The sequence below is a fragment of the Tabrizicola sp. genome (assembly GCF_016793705.1).
GTDB lineage: Bacteria > Pseudomonadota > Alphaproteobacteria > Rhodobacterales > Rhodobacteraceae > Tabrizicola.
Window position 1 is genome coordinate 217,760 of sequence record NZ_JAEULO010000041.1, and the last position, 21,349, is coordinate 239,108.

A 21,349-nucleotide genomic window follows, 5' to 3' on the forward strand; every position below is an offset into this window, starting at 1 on the left:
TCCTTCAGGAGGGGCGGCTGTGGTCTATCGTCAGGCCGGAGGCCGCACAGAGCTTCACGATATGCTCGTAGCCCAGCTTCGAATACTCGAAAGGAGGCGCCTTGGCCGGGTCCTGCTCGGCCTCGACGACGATCCAGCCGTTGTAGCCCATCGCCTTCAGCTTGTCCGTGACCGCCTGGAAATCGATGCAGCCGTCGCCCGGCACGGTGAAGGCCCCGGCGATCACCGCGTCGAGAAAACTGCGGCGGTTCTCGCGCACGTCCTTCACCACCTCGGGCCGGATGTCCTTGAAATGCACGTGGTGGACGCGGTCGGCCCAGCGGTTCAGAACGCGCATCACGTCCGCGCCTCCGAAGAGGAGGTGGCCGGTGTCGAAGAGGAGCTTCACCTCCGCCGTCGAGCCTTCCATCAGCGCGTTCACGTCGTCTTCGGATTCGATGAAGGAGCCCATGTGGTGATGGTAGGCGAGGGTCATGCCCTGGTCGGCCATCCATTTCGCGAGTTCGGACAGCTTCGCGCCATAGGCCTTCACATCGGCCGCAGAGAACTTCGGCCGGTCGTTCACCGGCACCGCGATGTTGCCCTGCACGGTGTTGGAACATTCGGCATAGACGATGCAGGGGGCCTTGAGGGCGACGAATTGCTCGACCTGGGCGCGCACCGCCTCAATCTCGGTCTTCACGTCGTTCACCAGCAGATTGCCCGAACACCAGCCGCCGCAGAGCGCCAGCCCGTTCGCCGTCAGATAGGCCCCAAGCCCCGCTGTGTCCGCAGGCATCCGCCGCCCGCGTTCGACGCCGATATAGCCGATCTCGCGCGCCTCACTCAGCGCCTGCTCCATCGTATAGGCGGCGGTCAGGTCCGGCAGGTCGTCGTTCTGCCAACTGATAGGGGAAATCCCGATCTTCACGCTCATGTTCGTTCTCTCAGTTCAGCAGCCACTGGGCCTTGACGCCCGCTTCATAGCCCTTGCGGGCCTCGTTCACTTCGCGGCGGGTCGAGACCTCGGGGACGGCGACATCCCACCAATGCCCGCCCGCGCCGGTGCCGGGCATGGGGTCGGTGTCGATGACGATCACCGTCGGGATGGTGGCGGTCTTCGCGGCTTGCATGGCGGCTTCCAGTTCCGCGATCCCGGCGGCCTTGACCACATTCGCACCCATCGAGCGGGCATGGGCCACGAAGTCGATATTGGCGGCGTTCACATGATAGCTGTCGTCCAGCATGTTGTTGAACGGCGCGCCGCCGGTGGCCTGTTGCAGCCGGTTGATGCAGCCATAGCCCCGGTTGTCGGTCAGGACCACGGTGAAGGGGATCGCCATCATCACCGCCGTCGCCAGTTCCGAGTTCGCCATCATGTAGCTGCCGTCGCCGATCATGCAGATGACGTCCTTTTCGGGCAGGGCCATCTTGATCCCCATCGCCCCCGCGATCTCATACCCCATGCAGGAGAAGCCGTATTCCATGTGGTAGCCGCCTTGCGCTGCTCGCCAAAGGACATGCAGCGCACCGGGCATGGTGCCTGCGGCGCACATGATGAGGCTTTGCTTGCCAGCGTTCCGGTCCACCGCGCCGATCACCTGCGCGTCGGTCGGAAGTTCGTTGGTCTTCGGGGCCGCGAAAAGGGCGTTGGTGATCTGGAACCAATTGGTCCGCGCACTGAAATCCGGGTCGGCGAAACGGTGCTTCCCAAGCGCTGCGCCGATCTTCTCCAAAGCGACTTTCGCATCCGAAACAAGCGGTTGCGCGGCGCGCTTCGCGGCGTCGTAGCCGTGGATATTGATCGACAGAAGCTTCCGACCGGGGTTCGAGAACACCGTCCAGCTTCCGGTGGTGAAGTCCTGAAACCTTGTGCCGACGCCGATCACCAGATCGGCCTTGGCCGCCAGCTCGTTGCCGCAGCCGGTGCCAGTGACACCGGGCGAGCCGAAGTGCAGCTTCTCCTCCCAGTCGACCGCGCCCTTGCCAGCCTGGGTTTCCACCAGCGGGATGTTGTGGGCCCTGGCGAAGTCGAGGAGCGTCCGTTCCGCGCCGGAGTAAAGGACGCCCCCGCCAGCCACGATCAGCGGCGTCTTGGCAGCCCTGATCGCCGCGACAGCAGCTTCCAGCTCGCGCTGGTCAGGTTCCGGGCGGCGGATATGCCAGACCCTCGGCTCGAAGAATTCCACCGGATAATCATAGGCTTCCGCTTGCGTGTCCTGGCAGAAGGCGAGGCAGACCGGGCCGCAGTTGGCCGGGTCGGTCATCACCCGCAGCGCGCGGGGCAGGGCGGTCAGGATATGCTCGGGGCGGCTGATGCGGTCGAAATAGCGGACCACGGGGCGAAAGCAGTCGTTCGCTGACACGGTCGCGTCGTCGAAATCCTCGATCTGTTGCAGCACCGGATCGGGCGCGCGGTTGGCGAAGACGTCGCCGGGGATGAAGAGGACGGGCAGGCGGTTCACATGCGCCAGCGCCGCCGCCGTCACCATGTTGGTCGCGCCGGGGCCGATGGAGGAGGTCACGGCCATGGCCTTCCGCCGCTGCTTCGCCTTGGCATAGGCGATGGCGGCATGGGCCATCGTCTGCTCGTTGTGCCCCCGCCAGGTGGGGATCGCATCGCGGTGGGCATGGAGCGCCTCGCCCAGACCGGCGACATTGCCGTGGCCGAAGATCGCCCAGACGCCCTCGATGAAACGCGAGCCATCCTCGGCCTGTTGCACCGAAAGCCAGCGGACAAGGGCCTGCGCGGCGGTGAGGCGGATCGTGGTCATTGGCTTGCTCCCTCGCGGGCCTTGTCCCAGAGGGCGGCAAGGCGGGCGTAACGGTCGGACATCATCGTGACGGCTTCGGTGTCGGTCATCTCGCCCTTCAGCCAGCCACGCGCTGCGTCGCCGAAGATGGTGCGGCCGATGGCGAAGCCCTTGACCAGATCATGCTTCGCCGCCAGCGCCAGCGAGGCCGCCAGGTCAGCCTCTGAGGCGTCGAGACCGAGGACGACGATGCCACGCACATTCGGGTCGTTCGCAGTGATCGCGGCGCAGGCATTTTCCCAGGCCGCATCGGTGGTGAAGGGTTCCAGCTTCCACCAGTCGGGGTAGACGCCGAGGTCATAGAACCGCTGGATCACCTCGGCGCTGGTGGTGTCGGTGACGTCGGCGACCTTGGAGGGGATGATTTCCAGCAGCATCTCCAGCCGGTTGCGGCGGCAGGCGTGGAAGAGGCGGAGGACGGTGTCCTCCTGCGCCGCCTTGGTCGCGGCATCGTCGTCGGGGTGGTAGAAGCAGAGCACCTTGACCACATGCTCCAGCGGCCATTCGGAGAGGCCGCCAAAGTCGGGGCCGATCTCGGGTTCCAGTGTCAAGGGTCGGGAGCCCGGCCATTCGACGGGCCGCCCGATCCAGAGGCCGGTGCCTGCCGCCTGGAAGAGGGCGTCGCGGCCAAGCCGGCTGTCGCAGAGGATGCCGTAGCCGGGCTTGCCACCCGCGACCTTGAGGGCGGCTTGCAGGCAGAGTTCCTTGAACGCACCTATTCTGGCGGGGGTCGCGCCCTCCATCGCCTCAAGCTGCATGCGGTGGTCGAAGGCGAAGACGCGCATCGTCGACCAGTCGCCGTGGCGGTTGGTCGCCCAATGCACCTGCTCCAGCGCCTGATCCTTGCGCAAGGCCTTCTGCACCACTCCGCGCTGAAGGAAGAACTGCAACTCCGCCCAGCTGGGATAGGCCGGGGTGCAACCGTGGCGGCTCACGGCGAAGGCCCCGCAGGCGTTGGCGTATTTCAGCGCCACCGGCCAGGGTTCGCCATCCAGCCAGCCCTTGATCAGGCCGGACATGAAGCCATCGCCCGCGCCGAGGACGTTGAAGACCTCGATCGGGAAGCCGGGGCCGGTTTCGCCGTCATCGAGCGAGTCGGGGATCGCCCCGGTGAACGCGACGGCGCCCATCGGGCCGCGCTTGCAGACGAGGGTGGCTTTGCTGACGGCGCGGACGGCACGGAGGGCGGCGATGGTGTCGGTGGACCCACCCGCGATGTGGAACTCCTCTTCCGTGCCGACGATCAGGTCGAAGAGATGCAGGGTGGATTGCAGCTTGGCGGTGACGGCGGCGCTTTCGATGAAACGATTCTCGCCGTCGCCATGGCCCGAAAGCCCCCAGAGGTTCGGGCGGTAGTCGATATCCAGAGCGGTCTGCAGCCCGTGCTTTCGCGCCAGCGTCAGCGCCTTCAGCACGGCGGCTTCGGTGCGCTTGTGCGACAGATGGGTGCCGGTCGCGACCACGGCGCGGGCCTCGGCGATGAAGCTTTCGTCGATATCGTCTTCGTCCAGCGCCATGTCGGCGCAGTTTTCCCGGTAGAAGATCAGCGGGAACTGCTTGTCGTCGCGGATGCCGAGCAGGACCAGCGCGGTCAGCCGCTCCGGGTCGGTCCTGACGCCGCGAACGTCGACGCCTTCCTTGGCCAGCTCCTCGCGGATGAAGCGGCCCATGTGTTCGTCGCCGACCCGGGTGATCAGGGCGGATTTCAGCCCCAGCCGCGCGGTGCCCGCCGCCATGTTGGTGGGCGAGCCGCCGATGTATTTCTGGAACGACCCCATATCCTCCAGCCGCCCGCCGATCTGCGCGCCGTAAAGGTCGACCGACGACCGGCCGATGGTAATCACGTCGAGGGGCTTCGGTGTGGACATGGGCATTGCTCCGTGCGGTCGGGGCGACTCGGTCCCGTCGTTGGAACATTTATTCCATTTCGTATGATCGGGAAAGAGCTAAGTTTCCCGCCGTGCCGCCACTGCTACTGCCAGCGACAGGGCCAGCGCGATCACCGCCGACAGCGACCGGAAGGCGCCGAAGTCGATCTCGGTCACGCTGAGGATCGTGTCGGCCACCCCGGACAGGCCGCTCGCGGGTGGATCGGTCAGCGCCACGACCGGCAGGCCCCGGTCGCGGGCGAAGGCGGCCAGCGCCAGGGTTTCCTCGGAATAGGGTGCGAAGGTGATGGCCAGAAGCGCATCGCCCGGTCGCAGACTGGAGCGATGCCCCAGCCCCGCGACCCCGTCATGCAGCACTGCCGGAACCCCCAGCTTGTCGAAGACATAGGCCAGGTAGCTTGCCACCGGGAAGGACCGGCGGAACCCGGCAAGATGGACGGTCCTTGCCTGTGCTAGGATCACAACTGCTTGATTCAGCGTTGTTTCGTTCAGGTCTCGTGCCAAGGCTTCCATCGACTGCCGCCCGGCCTCGACGAATTCTGCCACCAGCGCCGAGGGTTGTCCGGCCCCCCCGGCTTTCAGGTTGGCCAGCCGCGTCGCGTAATCGGGCGCGGCGCGCGAAAGCGCCTCGCGGAACAGCCGCTGCATCTCGGCAAAGCCGGAGAACCCCATGATCTGACAGAAGCGCATCACCGCCGAGGGCGGCACCCCTGCGCCCTGCGCCACCTGCGCCACGGTCGAGAGCGCAATCGAATCCAGATGCGTGGCGACATGGTCGGCGCACTGCTGCAACCGGCGCGGAAGCTGACCGTTGAGTTCCAGCAGACGCTCGCGGAAGGTCTCGACCGTCCGGGGCGTATCGCGCGGTTCGGTAAGGGCATCCGGCATGGGTATTTCGGCTTCCATTGGTTGATCCCGGGCAGCTTAGCATACGGAACGAACGTTCCAAACACTTCTTCGGCCCGCCGCAGTCACCCCTGCCGGTGCGGGCCGTGCCGCAGCCCCTCTGGCGTGAAATGCTCCGGAAAGCACATCGCGACGCAGGTGCGGACCGTGGTCAGCGCCTCGTCACGGTCATAGGGCGCGGTCATCGTCATCAGGTCGAGCCAGGTGCCCTCGATGGTCACCCGGATCACCCGGGCGACATGGCGGGCGAGGTGGCCATAGCCGCCCGCATCGCTCAGCTGCTGGCAGATATCCTCCAGCTGCCGGTTGTAGGCGTCGTCCTTGTCGCCGCACAGCTCCTGGTAGATAGGGCGCGATTGCGCTTCGCCCCAGAAGCTGCACCAGGCCGCCAGCCGCGAGGGCGTGCAGATCGCCGGATTGAAATCGGCCTCGATCAGCGCGTTCAGCCGTTCGGCGGGGTCGCTCCCGGCGCGCGACAGCGCCGCCTGCCAGTTCTGGCGGTATTCCTCGGCCAGGAAATTCAGCGTCTCGGCCAGCAGCCTTTCCTTGCTTTCGAAGTGGAACAGCACCAGCCCGTGCGACAGGCCGGCGGCGCGGGCGACATCGGTCAGGGTGATGCGGGAATAGCCGCGCGCCGCCAGCGTCTCGATGGTCGAGGCGATCAGCTGCGCCCGCCGGGCCTCGCGGCTCATCGTGCGGGGGGCAGGGTCCTTGGTATGCAGGGTCTCGTCCAGCTTTTCCCCCGATCTTCCGGCGGCATCTGATACCGAGGTGGCGGCGGAAGACAACCGGGAAGTCGCATCCGGAGAGAGGGGAAGGCCCCGCAGGGGGGTGCGGGGCCTTCGACAGACTGAGGCAGGTCGGGGCTTATTGCTGCTTCAGCTTGTTGTATTCCTCAAGCCCGGTGGCGACGATGTCATACCATTCGCCCGACTCGCGCATCTCGGTGATGCCGCGGTTCAGCATCGCGATGTAGACCCGGCCGCGCGGATTGCTCTTGGCGGTCAGGAAGTGATACGAGATGAAGGTCGCAATGGCCGGGTTGGTGACAACCTTGTCGGTCACGCCCAGGTCGGCGAAGTTGGAGACCGAGGTTTCGGTCTCGATGGAGTAGATGTCGACTTCGCCCTTCATCAGCATCTCTGCGCAGTCCATCGGGTTCTTCGGCTGGATGTATTCGACGACCGGGGGGACCAGGCCCTGCACCTCGAGGTCGCCAAGCGGCCAGGCTTCCGGACGGCAGATCTTGGCGCCGGCATATTCGTCGAACGACCGCGCGTTGGCATATTTGCTGTCGGGAAGCGTGTTGAAGGTATAGGCCGCCTCGTAGATCGGCAGCGAGAAGTCGAACTCGGTGCACATCCGGGCCGAGAATTCGCCCAGCATGTCCAGTTTCGAACAATCCGGCGCCTCCCAGGCGATCGAGACGTCGAAGGCACCCGAGGGCAGGAGCACGTCGATGTGCGACATCCAGTCGTCGACGTAAGACACTTCGTAGCCGCGGTCGTTGCCGCCGCGCTGCATCGCGGTGGCGGCCATGCGGACAAATATCCCGCCGCCGTTCAGCGATTCATCGGTGAAAGGCATCCAGTTGTTCGAGGTCACGAATTTCAGCGGCGGCTCGTAGACGTTCGACTTCGGCCTGGACGTTTCCTGCTTCTGCGTCTCGCTTTCGATGACCGAACTCAGCTCGGCATCCGGCGTCAGTCGACCGTCCTTGCAGGGGAGGACCAGTTGCAGTCCGGCGGGAAGGCTGTTCGGGTTGGCCGCCAGCGCATCGCGGTTTGCGTTGAAGATGTTCTGGTAGTCAAAACTGCCATAGGCGGCCTGTGCGATCGAGCCCAGCGTGTCGCCGTCCTTGACGGTATAGGTGGTGCAAGCTTCCTGGGCTGCGGCAAGAACCGGCAGCGAAATGATCGCAGCGGTCAGAACGGTCAGCCTGTGAAAATAGGATGCGGTTCTCATGGGGTGGATTTCCTTCTGGAGGCCGTTAGATGCTGCTGTCTACGTGCAGATACCGAAACAATATTACCGATGATGCACCATATGGTTGTATAGATGGCACGAATAAGGCGATCCGGTGATCATTCGCGGCTCGATTGGTTCGGGCGAAAGAAGTGATCGGCGCGCCGGATTGTTCGCAGGACAGGGACGTAAAGCGCCAGGTCGCAGGATCTGAGCGGCTCGAATGCACGCGGGGTGCGGGTGGGCCCGAAGCGGCCTCACACAATCTGACCGCGATTTCTGTTTCCGATCCAGCAACACAGAGCCAGGTTGCCTTCCGTCCCCATCCGGTGCTCATGGCGCCTTGCTGTTGCGCGCCAGAGCGGTGGAGACGATGTCGTACCACTCTCCGGATTCGTACATCTCGATCAGCCCGGCATCGAGCTGGCCGATCATGTCGACCGCGCGCTGGTTCGACTTGTGGGCGATGGCATGCAGGCTGAGAAGCGTCATCAGATGCGGGTTCTGCTCGACCTGCGGGGTCAGGCCCAGTTCCGCCAGCGCCGAATCCCCGACCTCGGCATCGATCGACACCAGGTCCACCTCGCCCGCCGCAAGGGCGCGGAAACAGTCGGTCGCCTCGACCGGGCGGGTCAGGGTGATGGTCGCGGCGGTCAACCCCACCGCATCGAGCACCCCGGTCGTGAAGCCTTCGGGGCGGCAGATACGCTTGCCCTCGAACTCGGCATATTTGGTCGCCGCGCCCAGGCCGCTCGTCCGCATCGCGAAGAAGCCGTCGACGATCTCGTAGAACGGACCCGAGAAGACGAAATCGTTGCAGCGGGTCTGGTCGCCCGGCGACAGCGTTTCGGGCGCCTCGCAGTTCGGGCGGACCCAAGGGAAGCTCAGGTCATAGGCGCCCGAGGGCAGAAGCGCGTCGAGATGGGCCTGCCAGTCATTGATGAAGGTCAGGTTGTAGGGAATACCGGGGTCGGCCCGGAACACCGCCATCTCGACCAGCTGGGTCATCATGCCGCCGCCGGGCAGGGTCTCGTCGGCAAAGGGCGCATAGCCGTTGCCGGTGACGAAGCCGATCGGCTTGAGCGCGGGTGTCGGTGCCGCGGTGTTGCTGTCGCTGGCCGCAGGCTCCGGCGTGGCGGCGGCGGGGGTTACGACAGCGACAGGCTCGGCGCTCTGCGTCTCGCAGGGCAGTACCAGTTCCGTCCCGATCTCGATCAGGTCGGCCTTTGCGCCGATCGCGGCCACGTTGGCATCATAGATCACCCGGTAGAGGTCGGCATCGCCATAGGCTGCCCGGGCGATGTAGCGCAGGTTGTCGCCCGCCTGGACCTTGTAGGTCGTGCAGGCCTCTTGCGCCCATGCCGCCGTCCCGCCGAGAAGCAGAACCGTGCTGCCGAAGAGGAAGATCCGCGAAAGTGCCATCGTCTGTGCTCCTTTGGCCGGGCGGCGGGCCGAGGGCGGCGCGGACCTGCCGCGCCATCCCGCCCCGGACAACCGGTCGTTTGTGGTCGGTTCAGGCTGTTCCCGTCGGTTCAGCCTGCAATGTCTGGGTGGGGGTCGGGCCGTCGGCCCGGACCAAGGCGATCGACCGCCCGCGACAGGGCGAAGATCAGAGGGTCGAGCGGTACGGTCCCGCCAGGCGCAGGCCGGGCGCGTCCGCCGGCGGCGGGTGTCGGCTTTGCAACCGGGGTGGTATCCTCGCTGCCATGTGGCGCCATGATCACGGTGCTTCCTCCAGAGCCAGTTGCATCCGCGCTTCGCTGACCTTCTTGTCCCGGATGATCGAGAATTCGGTCTGGCTCGTCCCCGCGGCAACCAGGTCAGCGATGATCTTTTCCAGCGAGCCCGGCGCGTCCAGAGGCGTCGTGGTGGTCTTGTCGCGGAACAGCACGTCGCCCTGCCGCAGGCTGGTGATCTCGGGCCGGGTCACGCCGGTGACTTCGGTGGTCCAGACGCCATCGACGACCGAGGTCCGCGTGCCGACCCCGTTCGTAAGGTTCACAAGGCGGATGGCGGAGACGGTCAGCAGGCCGGTCATCGGCTCTTTCGACGCACCGGCATATTCGACGACAAGGCGAGCCTTCCCGTCGGGGTCGACCGCCATGGCGTTCATCACCGCGACCGTGATCGACCCCGCCGACTGGATCGGCGTGCCGTTCACCGCAAGGAGCGTGATGCCGGGAGCCAGCCAGTCACCGGCTTCCGCACGATCCACCGTCGGCGGGATGCGGGTCACGACCGCGACGCGCTTGCCGTCGACCATCCGGTCATCGGCGGCGAAGGGGATTTCCACGTCCCAGGCGGCAAAGGCCACCTGGTTCGGGGCGGGCTTGCCGAGCGGCACCGCCGGGGTCTCGCTCGCGGGCTCGGGCGCGGCGACCATTTCGGGTTCCGCAACGGGCACGGGTTCCGCTGCGGGTTCAGGGCTTGCCACCGGCTCGGGGGTCGCTGCGGCGACGGTCTCCTCGAGCTCGGCGGCCGGTTCGCCTGGCGCGGCAGCGGTTTCCGGGACCGCCGGTTTCTCGGCGGCATCGGGTTCCGCGGCGGCGGTTTCGGTCGCGGCATCAGCCGGTTCGGCAGGCTTCGCTTCGGCGGTTGTTGCCGGTTCTGCGGCCTTGGTCGCGGCGGCGGCTTCCACGGGTTTCGGCGCGGGGTCCTTGCCGCCCAGCATCATGTAGCCGGCCACGACCACGATCAGCGCCGCCGCGACGCCCGCCGCAAGCTGCACCGGGCTCTTGCCGCGCGCGGCGGCCGGAGCGCGGTCGACCACGGCCGCGGCCGGGCGTGAGGCGGCCCTGGCCAGCGGCGGCGGGGCGGCCACGGCGACCGGGGGAATGTCCAGTGCAGGCTCATGCGCGGGCTCGGGCAGGGTGATCGCAGCTGTGGCGACGGTCCCGGTGGGCGCCGGCGAGGCGGAGTGGAACATCGCCAGCCAGTCCTGCGCCGATTGCAGGCGCTGTTTCGGCAAGGTGCTCATCGCCCGGTCGATGGCTTCCAGAAAGCCCTTCGGGAAGTGCGGGAACCGCCCGGTCAGCGGTACATAAGGGTCGGGCCGGTCCTCGGCCAAGGCGGCCAGCCGGGCCTGCCCGTTCACCGGCGCATCGCCGGAGATCAGGTGGTAAAGCGTCGCGCCAAGCGCGTAGAGGTCGCTCCACGGCCCCTGTTCCGATCCGGCGATGTAGAATTCCTGCGGCGAGTAGCCATCCTTCACCACCCTGAGCGCCGACATGGCCCGGTTCGATTGCGAGGCCTTCTCTCGCGCCGCGCCGAAGTCGATCAGGATCGGCTCGCCCCTCTTGTCGATCAGCACATTGTCGGGAGAGATGTCGCGGTGCAGCATGTCGTGGTCATGAATGAAACCGACCGCGTGCAGAAGCTTTTCGGTGATCTTGACAACGTGGTCGGGCGAAAGCCGCGGGCCTTCGCCGTCGATCACCTGTTGCAGGTCCAGCCCGTCGATGAAGTCAATCGCCATATAGGCGGTGCCGTTGTCTTCGAACACCTGGTGGACAGCGACGATGTTCGGATGGACGATCTTCGCCAGATTGCGCGCCTCGCGCACGAAGAGCTGGACGATGGAGCGCAGTTCGGCGGTATGCGCGCGCGACCGGGCGGCGACCACGACCTTCGACCGGCGGCAGACCGAGGAGGGGAAGCACTCCTTGATAACCACGTCGCGGTCCAGGCTGTCCTTGGCGAGATAGGTGATGCCGAAGCCGCCCGAGTTGATGTAGCGGGTGATCGTATACTGACCCTTGAGCAGCTTCGCGCCCGGTTGCAGTTCGTCGATCAGATCCTCGACCTCATCGGCCGCGGCTTCCACCGCTTTCTGCTGCGCCATGTCGTTCGCCCTTCCCACAATGGTGCAAGCTCAATGGACGGTTCTGTTCGTGCAGATCGGGGCGCCAGGCACCCGGCCACTCCGCAGGGATAATCGTCCACACAAACGCACCAATACATTGCGACCGTCATGGTTGTGGAACGGGGCGAAAATGGGGCGCTCAAGAGGAGATTTGAAGGATGGGCCTGCTCAACCACAGCGGGAAATGCCGACCGGGCGCCGCCTCGGGCGGCGTTTGCGCCAAGGGGCGCAGGCAAGTCTATCCGTGACGGCGGCGGACGGTCGCGGGCCGCCCGGCAAGCGTCAGCCGGGTATCATTGCGCCGGCGTTCGGCGACGATTTTACCCTTCGCTACCACCGCCAGCCGGTCGGGCCTGAGCCGCAGCGCCTCGGTCGGGCTGCCTGCGTCCAGCACCACCAGGCTCGCCGTGCAGCCCGGTCGCAGCCCGTAGCCGGACAGGTTCATGATCTGCGCGTTCGTTTCCGTGACCATGGTGAAACAGCGCGCCATTTCCGCCGGATGGGTCATCTGCGCGACATGCAGCCCCATGAAGGCCACGTCCAGCATGTCAGCCGTGCCAAGGCTGTACCAGGGGTCGAGCACGCAGTCCTGCCCCCAGCCGACGGGGATGCCAAGGCCCTGCATCTCCTTCACCCGCGTCAGCCCGCGCCGCTTGGGATAGCTGTCGTGGCGGCCTTGCAGGGTGATGTTGATCAGCGGGTTCGGGATCGCGGTCATTCCGCTTTCGGCGACCAGCGGCAGCAGTTTCGAGACATAGTAGTTGTCCATCGAATGCATCGAGGTCAGGTGGCTTCCCGCCGCCCTTCGCCCGAGCCCGTGCCGCGTCACCTCGCGCGCCATTGTTTCCACATGCCGCGACAAAGGGTCGTCGGTCTCATCGCAATGGACGTCCCACATCAGACCGCGCTCGGCGGCGATCCGGCCAAGATCGCGCAAGCTCTCCGCGCCTTCCTCCATCGTGCGTTCGAAATGCGGGATGCCGCCCACGACATCGACGCCCATGTCCAGCGCCCGCAGCAGGTTTTGCCGCCCCGTCGCCGTGCGGTAAAGCCCGTCCTGCGGGAAGGCCACCAGTTGCAGGTCCAGATAGGGCGCGACCTGCCGCTTCACTTCCAGCATCGCCTCGACCCCGCGCAGGTGGTCGGGCGTGGTGTCGACATGGGTGCGGATCGCCAGCAGGCCCATCGAAACCGCCCAGTCGCAATAGGCGAGCGCACGGCCCACCATGTCCTCCACCGTCGCGATCTCGCGCAACTCGCCCCAGAGGCTGATCCCCTCCAGGAGCGTCCCGGAGGCATTCACCCGCGGCAGGCCGTAGCTCAGCGTCGCGTCCATGTGGAAATGCGGGTCGACGAAGGGCGGGCTGACCAGATCGCCGGTCGCGTCGATCACCTGTCCCGCCCTTGCTTCCAGCCGCCCCACTGCCGCGATCCGGTCGCCCTGGATGCCGATATCTGCCACAGTGCCGTCGGGCAGGGTTCCGCCCTTGACCAGAAGATCGAACATCTACCGTTCTCCCTTGTTGTAGGGCACCATCAGTGCCGCCGGCACTTCCGCGCGACGCGACATCAGGATCAGCGCGAGGACCGACAGGATGAAGGGGAGCGCAAGGAAAAGCTGATAGGGCAGGGCGGCCCCCAGGGGTGTCTGCTGAAGCCGGATTTGCAGCGCATCGAAAGCGGCAAACAGGATCGCCCCCAGCACCGCCTTGCCGGGCTTCCAGGCACCGAAGACCACCAGCGCGATGCAGATCCAGCCGCGCCCGTTGACCATCTCGAAGAAAAAGCTGGAGAAGGCCGAGAGCGTCAGGAACGCTCCCCCCACCGCCATCAACCCCGACCCGACGATCACCGCCCCCATCCTGAGGCCCGTGACGGACAGGCCCTGCGCCTCGACCGCCGCCGGTTTCTCGCCCACGGCACGGACCGCCAGACCCAGCGGCGTGCGATACAGCACCCAAGCCACCAGTCCCGCCACTGCGAAGGCCGCCCAGGTCAGTGCGGTCTGCGACAGCGCGTCGCCCAGCCACGGCAGGTCCGAAAGCCCCGGAACATTCAAGGGCTGGAACGGCGCGATCTTCGGTGGGCTGGTGACTTCCGGCAGCATCAGCCGGTACGCGAAGGAAGCCGAAGATGTCGCAAGCAGCGTCACCCCCAGCCCCACCACGTGCTGCGACAGGCCGAAGGGTACCGTCAGGGTCGAATGCAGAAGGCCGAACATCATCCCCGCCGCCATCGCCACTGCCACCCCGCCCCAGAGCGGCAGGCCCTGATACACCGCCATCCAGCCGGTGAAGGCGCCGATGACCATGATCCCCTCGATCCCCAGGTTCAGCACCCCGGCGCGTTCGCAGATGAGTTCGCCCATCGTCGCCAGGATCAGGGGCGAGGCGATGCGGATCACCGCCGCCCAGAAGCTGGCCGAGATCAGGATGTCGATGACCGCGCTCATCCCCGCACCACCCGGACCCGCGTGAGAAGAATTGCCAGCACCATGAACAGAAGCGCGGTCGCCATCAGCATGTCGGCGATATAGGTTGGCACTCCCGCCGCCCGGCTCATCGCATCGGACCCCACGAATATCCCCGCCACGAAGATCGCCGTCACGATCACCCCCAGGGGATGCAGCAGCGCCAGCATGGCAACGATGATACCGGTATAGCCGAACCCCGGCGACAGGTCCGAGGACAGATGCCCCTTCAGCCCCGCCACCTCCGACCAGCCCGCCAGCGCGGCCAGCCCGCCCGACAGCAAAGCCGTCTTCACCAGCACGGCATTGACCGGCATCCCTGCGAACCGCGCAGCCTCGGGGTTCTGCCCCACGGCGCGAATTTCGAAGCCCAAAGTGGTGCGGGTCTGGATCACCCACACGACCACAGCGGCGATGATTGCCAGCGCGAAGCCCCAATGCAGCCGCAACCCTTCGACAATCCGGGGCAGCCGGGCCTCCGGGATCAGGGCCGGGGACTTGGGCCAGCCCATGCCCATCGGGTCCTTCATCGGCCCTTCCAGCAGGTAGCTGACGAAAAGGAGCATGATGAAGTTCAGAAGCAGCGTGGTGACGACCTCGTCCACCCCGAGCCGCGTTTTCAGCAGCACCGGCCCCAGCAAAAGCGCCGCCCCGGCCAGCATTGCGGCCAGGGCGGACACCGGCAGGACCCAGGGGCTCCCCAGAACCCCGGTTCCCAGCACGACCGCAAGGATCGCACCGGCATACAACTGCGCTTCGGCGCCGATGTTCCACAGCTTCGCCCGGAAGGCGACCGCCACCGCCAGCCCGGTGAAGATCAGCGGCGTCGCGCGGTTCAGCGTCTCCAGTATGGCGAGTTTCGACCCCAACGCCCCGGTGGCAATCTGGCCCAGCACCGCAAGGGGATTGGCCCCGGCCAAGAGCGCAAGCCCCATCGCGACCCCAAGCGTTGCGACAAGCGCCAGTGCCGGCAGGCCCAGGCGTCGGGCGGCAGAGGGGTTGGCGACGGGTTCAAGCCGCATCCGCGCCCTCGAACTTCTGACCCGCCATCCACAGGCCCAATTCCGCCGCCGTCATGGTTCCGCGCACGAAAGCAGGCGACAGGCGGCCTTGAGACATGACGTGAATTACGTCCGACAAGCCAATGATTTCATCCAGGTCTTCCGAAACAAGAATTACTGCTGCCCCCCGGTCGCGCGCTGCAATCAGCTGGCTCTGCACATAGGCGATCGCGCCCACGTCCAGGCCACGCACCGGCTGGTTCGCCAGGATCACCACCGGGTCCGACGCCATGGCCCGGCCCAGGATCAGCTTCTGCATGTTGCCGCCGGACAGAAGCCGGATGCGCGTCTCCGGTCCCGGGCAGCGCACGTCATAGGCCCGGATGATCCCTTGCGCAAACTCCCGTGCTGCCCGCCAGTTCATCCAGCCCCGGCGCGAGAAGCGCGAACGGTAGCTTTCCAGCACTGCGTTTTCGGTCAGGTCGAAATCGGCGATGCTGCCCTGGTGGTGCCGGTCCTCCGGGATGCGCGCCACCCCTTGCGCCAGCGCCTCGCCCGGAGTCCAGCGGGCCACTGGAACTCCCCGCAGGGAAATCGACCCCGAGGCGGGCAGCGCCAGTCCCGCGATGATCTCGGCCAGCGCCGCCTGCCCATTGCCCGAGACGCCCGCCAGCCCGGTGATCTGCCCGGCCCGCAGGGCCAGCGATACTGACCTGAGGCCCGGCACCGTGCCCCGGTCCGGCGTGCTCGCCCGGTCGAGTTGCATCAGCACCTCCCCCGCCACCCGCGCCTCGGCCCGCGGCAGCGACAGCTCTCCCCCGACCATCAGCGCCGCCAACTGGCCCTTGTCGGTGGCGTGGGTGTCGACCTCGCCCACCACCCGGCCATGGCGCAGGACCACGCAGCGGTCGGCAATCGCCATCACCTCGTGCAGCTTGTGGCTGATGAAGATCACCGACAGCCCCAGCGCCGTCGCCTTCCGCAGCGTGGCAAACAGCGCTTCCGATTCCTGCGGGGTCAGCACCGCCGTCGGTTCGTCCAGGATCAGGATGCGCGCGTCGCGGTAGAGCGCCTTCAGGATCTCCACCCGCTGCCGCTCGCCCACCGACAGGCGTCCCACCTTGGCATCGGGATGCACCGCCAGCCCGAAATCGCGCGACAGCCGCTCGACCTTCGCCCGCGCGCCGCCATGCCCGCGCGACCAGAGCGCGTCGGTCCCGAGGCGGATGTTCTCCAGCACCGTCAGGTTTCCCGCCAGCGTGAAATGCTGGTGGACCATCCCGACCCCCGCCGCCAGCGCCGCCTTGGGTTTGCCGGGGGGCAGGGGCTGGCCGAAGACCTCGACGCCGCCGTCATCGGCCAGATAGTGACCGAAGAGGATGTTCATCAGCGTGGTCTTGCCCGCGCCATTCTCGCCCAGAAGCGCGACAACCTCGCCGCGCCGCAGGGTCAGGCTGACCGCATCATTCGCCTTCAGCGCCCCGAAGCTCTTGCTGATGCGGTCGAGGCGAAGGACGACCTCCGCCCCGGGCCCGGTCGAACTCACGACGATTTCGGCTCGTTGTCGTCGATGGTCACGGTAAAGCTGCCTTCCTTGATCGCAGCCTCCTTCTCGGCAACCTTGGCCATGACTTCGGCCGGAACCTTGCCATCGAAGGTGCCCAAGGGTGCCAGCGAGCATCCGCCCGCGGTCATGAAGGAATAGGTGCCGTAGTTGTCGGCCTTGAACGTCCCGCCCTGCACCGCCGCGACAGCCGCGTTCAGGGTCGGCTCGAAATGCCACAGCGCCGAGGTGACGACCGTTTCCGGGTAATCCCCCTGCGTGTCGATCACGTTGCCGATGGCCAGCACCCCACGCTCCTTCGCGGCGTCCGAGACGCCGAAGCGTTCGGCGTACATCAGGTCCGCGCCGCCATCGATCATCGCGAAGGCGGTTTCCTTGGCCTTGGGCGGGTCGAACCACGACCCGATGAAGCTGACCTGGAACTTCGCGTCAGGCTTGATCTCGCGCACCCCCGCCATGAAGGCATTCATCAGCCGGTTCACCTCGGGGATCGGGAAGCCGCCGACCATGCCGATGTTGCCCTGGGTCATGCCACCCGCGACGATGCCCGACAGATAGGCCGCGTCCTGGATGTAGTTGTCGAAGACCGCAAGGTTCGGGTTCGCCGCTTCGTCCGGCATGAAGGACGATCCCAGCAGGAAGGCCACGTCCGGATATTCCGCGCAGACCTCCCGCGCTTCCGCCTCGGCCCCGAATATCTCGCCGACGATGAGTTTGACCCCCGCCTCGCAATATTCCCGCATCACGCGGGGATAGTCGGTGTTCGCCACGTTCTCGGTATAGGTATAGTCCACCGTCCCCGCCGCCGTCAGCGCCTCGGCGGCGATGTGGATGCGGCTGACCCATTGCTGTTCCACCGGCACCGTGTAAATGCCCGCCATCTTGAGCGGTTCCTGCGCGAAAACCCCGCGCGGCAGGTTCGCCGCAACCAGCATGGTCCCGCCGCCCAGAATAAGGCCGCGGCGCGAGATCGTGAATGTCCTGATGGTCATGTGACTGCCTATCCCTGTTGGTGTTGGTTGTCTGATTTTTACCAAAAGGTAAAACTCATTGCCGATTCGTTACAAGCGGCAGTTTGCGCTTGCCCTGCCGGGCAGAACCGGCTGGGCGATGCCCGGCAGACATGCCGAAAACCAAGGCAGCGCAGCGCGTTGTCGGCGCAATCGAATGCGGTTTGTGAACTTCCGTCAAGCCTTGGGCAAGCGGCCTTCGGCGATCCAGCCGTCCACCACCGCCAGCGCCGCCGCGCTGAACGCCGGGTCGTTGATATGGGCCTCCAGCTCCACCAGCCGCACGTTCGGTGGGCAGCTCACACGCACCTCGGCCACAAAAGCCGCCAGACCGGCAGCATCTTCCAGCGGCCCTCCAGCACGGTCCCATTCGTTGCCGCCCTGCACCGGCAGCAGGAACACCACCTCGCCCTTCGCCTGCGCCAGCTTGCCCATGATCGCCCGCGCCACCTTCCGCCGCGCGTCGGCGTCCAGCACGACCGAGGACAGGAGCCGGTTGTGCGCATGGCCCGGCAGCCCCTCAAGATGCGCAGGCAGAGGGTGCCAGCCCACCAGATCGACCAGATCGTAGCAGCCGATCGACACGATCTGCGGGATGCCCCGCGCCCCAGCGCCGGTCATCCGGTCCGGCCCCGCGGTGATCGCCGACCCGAAAAGGTGGTTGCCCACCTCCTGCGGCGCGAAATCCAGGACGGCGGCGAAGGCCCCTTCGGCGGCCAGCGATTCGAAGGCCCGCCCGCCCATCCCCGTCGCATGGAACACCGCAACCTCGTAGCCACGCGCCTCCAATGCCGGTTTCAGGCTGACCATGTAGCGCAGCACCGTCTTGCCGAAGCTGGTCATCCCGATCAGCGGCCTGTCGCGCCGCGGCGCTTCCACCGCCCGCGCCGCGCCCAGCACCGCCCCTGCCGCCTGACTGAGCGAGGCCTTGCAGATCGAGTTCAGCCCGTAAAGCCCGCCCGCCCAGAGGATCATCTGGATATCCGCTGGCAGCCGCTCCGGCGGCAGCATGGGCGAGAAGCTGACGGTGGAGACCACGTATTTCGGCACACCCAGGGGCAGCGCGCTGCACAGGTCCAGCGCCAGGTCGGTGCCCATCGTGCCACCCAGCACGATCACCCCTTGGATGCGCCCTTCGGCGTGCAGCCGCGCCGCCAGCTTTGCAGATCCCGACGCCATGATCTGCATGGCGGTATTCTCGTCTTCCGCCGCGATGGCGGCGGCGATGGACGAGCCCGCCGCCTCGGCCACCTGATGCTTGGAAATGTCGGTGGGAGAGGAGGGATCGCCCAGCACCGAGACATCCATCGTCAGGACCTGTCCGCCCTGCCCAAGGATCACGTCGCGCATGTAGCCAAGTTCGGCGTCCTTGGTGTCCCAGGTGCCGGCGACAAGGATGCAAGGGGTCATAGCTGGATCCATGCGGTCTTGAGGTCGGTGTATTTCTCCAGCGCGTGCAAGGACTTGTCGGCCCCGTTTCCGGATTGCTTCATGCCCGAGAGCGGAACCGTCACATCCGACCCGCCATAGGTGTTGACGTGCACGACGCCCGAGCGGATGCCCCGCACCATCCGGTGCGCGCGTGACAGGTTCGCAGTCCAGACACCCGCGGCCAGTCCGAAATCGCTGGCATTGGCCAGCCGCAACGCCTCGGCCTCGTCCTTGAATGGCGTGACGGCCAGCACCGGGCCGAAGACCTCTTCGCGGTAAAGCCGATGCTCGGGCTTCACGCCCGTCACGATGGTCGGGTCCATGTAATATCCGCCGGTTGCCTCCAGCGCCCGCGTCCCGCCGGTGACGATCTCGCCGCCTTCGCGCGTGGCGTCGGCGACGAAGCCGAGGTTGCCCTCCAACTGGCTCAGCGAGTTCACCGCGCCCACCTGCGTTTCCAGCTTCAACGGGTTGCCGACCGCCATCTTGCGGGTCGCTGTCGCGAGCTCGGCAACGAAGGCGTCATGCACCGAGGCCTCGACCAGAAGCCGTGAGCCCGCCACGCAGACCTGCCCGGCATTGCGGAAGATCGCGGTCGCCGCCGCCTTTGCTGCGGCCGACAGGTCCGGCGCATCGGCGAAGACGACGTTGGGCGACTTGCCGCCCAGTTCCAGATAGCAGCGTTTGAGATTCGACTGTGCCGAATATTGCAACAATCTCCGCCCCGTCGCGCCCGAGCCGGTGAAGACCATCACATCGACATCGGTCGACAAGGCCAGCGCCTCGCCCGTCACCCGGCCCGGCCCGGTGACAACGTTGAAGACGCCGGGCGGGACGCCCGCCTCCAGCGCCAGCGCCGCCAGCCGCAACAGTGAAAGCGATGCCGTCTCCGCCGGTTTCAGCACCACCGAATTGCCCGTGGCGAGCGCCGGGGCGATCTTCCAGGCGCCGATCATCAGCGGGAAGTTCCACGGCACGATGGCGCCAACCACGCCCACCGGCTCGCGGTGGATCAGGCCGAGGACGTTCGGCGCCGTGGGGGCGATCTCGCCATAGATTTTGTCGATGGCCTCGGCGTAGTAGCGGAAGGTTCCGGCAGCGCTGCCGGGTTCGGCCTTCAGCGCCATGGAAATCTCGGTGCCGTTGTCGCGGACGCCCAGCACGGCCAGTTCGGTCGCGTGCTTCTCGATCAGGTCGGCCAGCCGGTGCAGCACCGCCTTGCGGCCCGAGGGCGCCATGCGCGACCAGCGCCCGTCCTCGAAGGCGTCGCGGGCCGAGGCGCAGGCGCGGGCGACGTCGTCCGGCCCGGCCGCGGCGATGGTCGTCAGCTGCCGCCCGTCGATGGGCGACAGGACCGGCGTTTCGCCCGCACCCTCCACCCATTCGCCCTCGATCAGCAGTTTCCCCGCCGCGACCGGGGCCGCTGCCAGCCGGTCGATCATTGCCTGATCCATGTGTCCTCCCGATTGGTTCAAATATTGAACCGATGGTTTAAAAATAGATTGACAGCGCCCACCCCGGTCTGTCAACAGTTTTGGCATGGCATCGGGGAAAGGGCCGTTGGTCGGATGGGGACGGTCGGCAAGGCACTGGATCTTCTGGACCTTTTCACCAGGGCCGAGCCGCAGCTTGGCCTGTCCCAACTCGCCCGCGCCTCAGGCCTGAACAAGGCCACCTGCCACCGCCTGCTGACCGAACTGGAATCGCGCGGCCTTCTGGAGCAGGTCGGCCCCGCCCGCGAATACCGCCTCGGCCCCGCGGTCCTGCGCCTCTCAGCGCTGCGCGAAGCCGCCGTCCCGACGCGCGAGGCGGCGATGCCGGTCCTCCGCCGCCTGGCCGAGAGCACGGGCGAGACGGCACACCTGTCGCATCTCGTCGCGGGGCGGTTGCAGACGCTCGCCTTCGCCTATGCCGCGCGCGGCGGTGTCAAGGTGATGATGGAGGACGCCGATTTCCTGCCCTTCCATGCCACCGCCTCGGGCGCTGCCGTCCTCGCCTTCCTCGCCGCGCCGGAGCCGGTGATCGCCGCCGCTCCCGATCCTGCGGCACTGGCAGCCCGTATCGCCGCCACCCGCGAAAGCGGCTACGCCGAAACCCTCTCGACCTTCGAGAAGGACGTGCACAGCTTCGCCGTCCCCCTGTTCGATGCCACCGGCACCTGCTCCGGTGCGCTGGCCATCGCCGCCGCCGCGCCCCGCATGACGCCCGCGCTGCACATTGCCGTCACCCGTGACCTTACTCGCGCCGGGGCCGATCTGACCGGCCTCTGGGGCGGACAGGTCCCCGAACCGCTCGCCCGCCTCTGGAAAGGAGCCGACCCATGAAAGACGCCAACTTCCTGAAAGCCCACAATGCCCGCTCGCTCTGGCATCCGATGACCTCGCCCTCGGACAGCGTGAAGAACGCGCCTGCGATCATCACGGGCGCGCAGGGCACCCGCATCCGCGACATCGACGGGC

At 66.6% G+C, this 21,349-nt stretch carries 16 protein-coding genes and 1 pseudogene; 2 read left to right on the forward strand and 15 right to left on the reverse strand.

The genetic code is table 11. The annotated features are described in order from the left end of the window. Window positions 1-4 precede the first annotated feature (4 nt). The 15 genes from iolE to JNJ68_RS11325 form a co-directional block, all read right to left on the reverse strand. Entirely contained in the window at window positions 5-916 is a 912-nt protein-coding gene (gene iolE / locus JNJ68_RS11255; protein ID WP_294982462.1) for a myo-inosose-2 dehydratase, read from the reverse strand. Between the two features lie 10 nt (window positions 917-926). Then, the gene (gene iolD, locus JNJ68_RS11260) at window positions 927-2,753 is read right to left on the reverse strand and encodes a 3D-(3,5/4)-trihydroxycyclohexane-1,2-dione acylhydrolase (decyclizing) (RefSeq protein WP_294982464.1); all 1,827 of its coding nucleotides are present in this window, start codon (window positions 2,751-2,753) and stop codon (window positions 927-929) included. After that, on the reverse strand, window positions 2,750-4,660 hold the full coding sequence (gene iolC, locus JNJ68_RS11265) for a 5-dehydro-2-deoxygluconokinase (RefSeq protein WP_294982465.1): 1,911 nt from the start codon (window positions 4,658-4,660) through the stop codon (window positions 2,750-2,752). Before iolC ends, iolD begins: the two co-directional genes overlap by 4 nt. 78 nt (window positions 4,661-4,738) lie before the next feature. Then, window positions 4,739-5,569, reverse strand: a complete 831-nt coding sequence (locus JNJ68_RS11270; RefSeq protein ID WP_294982466.1) for a MurR/RpiR family transcriptional regulator — start codon at window positions 5,567-5,569, stop codon at window positions 4,739-4,741. An 83-nt stretch (window positions 5,570-5,652) separates the two neighbouring features. Continuing rightward, window positions 5,653-6,279: a TetR family transcriptional regulator C-terminal domain-containing protein gene (locus JNJ68_RS11275; RefSeq protein WP_294982467.1), complete on the reverse strand. Its 627-nt coding sequence runs from the start codon at window positions 6,277-6,279 to the stop codon at window positions 5,653-5,655. A gap of 175 nt (window positions 6,280-6,454) precedes the next feature. Further along, window positions 6,455-7,552, reverse strand: a complete 1,098-nt coding sequence (locus JNJ68_RS11280; RefSeq protein WP_294982468.1) for a LysM peptidoglycan-binding domain-containing protein — start codon at window positions 7,550-7,552, stop codon at window positions 6,455-6,457. A 333-nt stretch (window positions 7,553-7,885) separates the two neighbouring features. Then, entirely contained in the window at window positions 7,886-8,974 is a 1,089-nt protein-coding gene (locus JNJ68_RS11285) for a transporter substrate-binding domain-containing protein (protein ID WP_294982469.1), read from the reverse strand. A gap of 298 nt (window positions 8,975-9,272) precedes the next feature. Continuing rightward, window positions 9,273-11,393: a protein kinase gene (locus JNJ68_RS11290; RefSeq protein ID WP_294982470.1), complete on the reverse strand. Its 2,121-nt coding sequence runs from the start codon at window positions 11,391-11,393 to the stop codon at window positions 9,273-9,275. Between the two features lie 259 nt (window positions 11,394-11,652). After that, the gene (locus tag JNJ68_RS11295) at window positions 11,653-12,921 is read right to left on the reverse strand and encodes an amidohydrolase family protein (RefSeq protein WP_294982471.1); all 1,269 of its coding nucleotides are present in this window, start codon (window positions 12,919-12,921) and stop codon (window positions 11,653-11,655) included. Continuing rightward, a complete protein-coding gene (locus JNJ68_RS11300; RefSeq protein ID WP_294982472.1) occupies window positions 12,922-13,866 on the reverse strand; it encodes an ABC transporter permease in 945 nt (314 codons plus the stop codon). Beyond that, on the reverse strand, window positions 13,863-14,906 hold the full coding sequence (locus JNJ68_RS11305) for an ABC transporter permease (RefSeq protein ID WP_294982473.1): 1,044 nt from the start codon (window positions 14,904-14,906) through the stop codon (window positions 13,863-13,865). The genes JNJ68_RS11300 and JNJ68_RS11305 overlap by 4 nt, the downstream gene beginning before the upstream one ends. Next, complete coding sequence (locus JNJ68_RS11310; protein WP_294982474.1) at window positions 14,896-16,431, reverse strand: ABC transporter ATP-binding protein; 1,536 nt, start codon at window positions 16,429-16,431, stop codon at window positions 14,896-14,898. The genes JNJ68_RS11305 and JNJ68_RS11310 overlap by 11 nt, the downstream gene beginning before the upstream one ends. After that, entirely contained in the window at window positions 16,428-17,384 is a 957-nt protein-coding gene (locus JNJ68_RS11315; protein ID WP_294982487.1) for a BMP family protein, read from the reverse strand. Before JNJ68_RS11315 ends, JNJ68_RS11310 begins: the two co-directional genes overlap by 4 nt. A gap of 252 nt (window positions 17,385-17,636) precedes the next feature. Continuing rightward, the gene (locus JNJ68_RS11320) at window positions 17,637-18,869 is read right to left on the reverse strand and encodes a Tm-1-like ATP-binding domain-containing protein (protein WP_294982475.1); all 1,233 of its coding nucleotides are present in this window, start codon (window positions 18,867-18,869) and stop codon (window positions 17,637-17,639) included. Beyond that, complete coding sequence (locus tag JNJ68_RS11325) at window positions 18,866-20,344, reverse strand: aldehyde dehydrogenase family protein (RefSeq protein WP_294982476.1); 1,479 nt, start codon at window positions 20,342-20,344, stop codon at window positions 18,866-18,868. Before JNJ68_RS11325 ends, JNJ68_RS11320 begins: the two co-directional genes overlap by 4 nt. A gap of 114 nt (window positions 20,345-20,458) precedes the next feature. Here JNJ68_RS11325 and JNJ68_RS11330 point away from each other — a divergent pair, with 114 nt between their 5' ends. Continuing rightward, entirely contained in the window at window positions 20,459-21,214 is a 756-nt protein-coding gene (locus JNJ68_RS11330) for a helix-turn-helix domain-containing protein (protein WP_294982477.1), read from the forward strand. Beyond that, window positions 21,211-21,349, forward strand: a pseudogene (locus JNJ68_RS11335) (aspartate aminotransferase family protein); the annotation flags it as partial. The gene JNJ68_RS11330 and the pseudogene JNJ68_RS11335, both read left to right, overlap by 4 nt.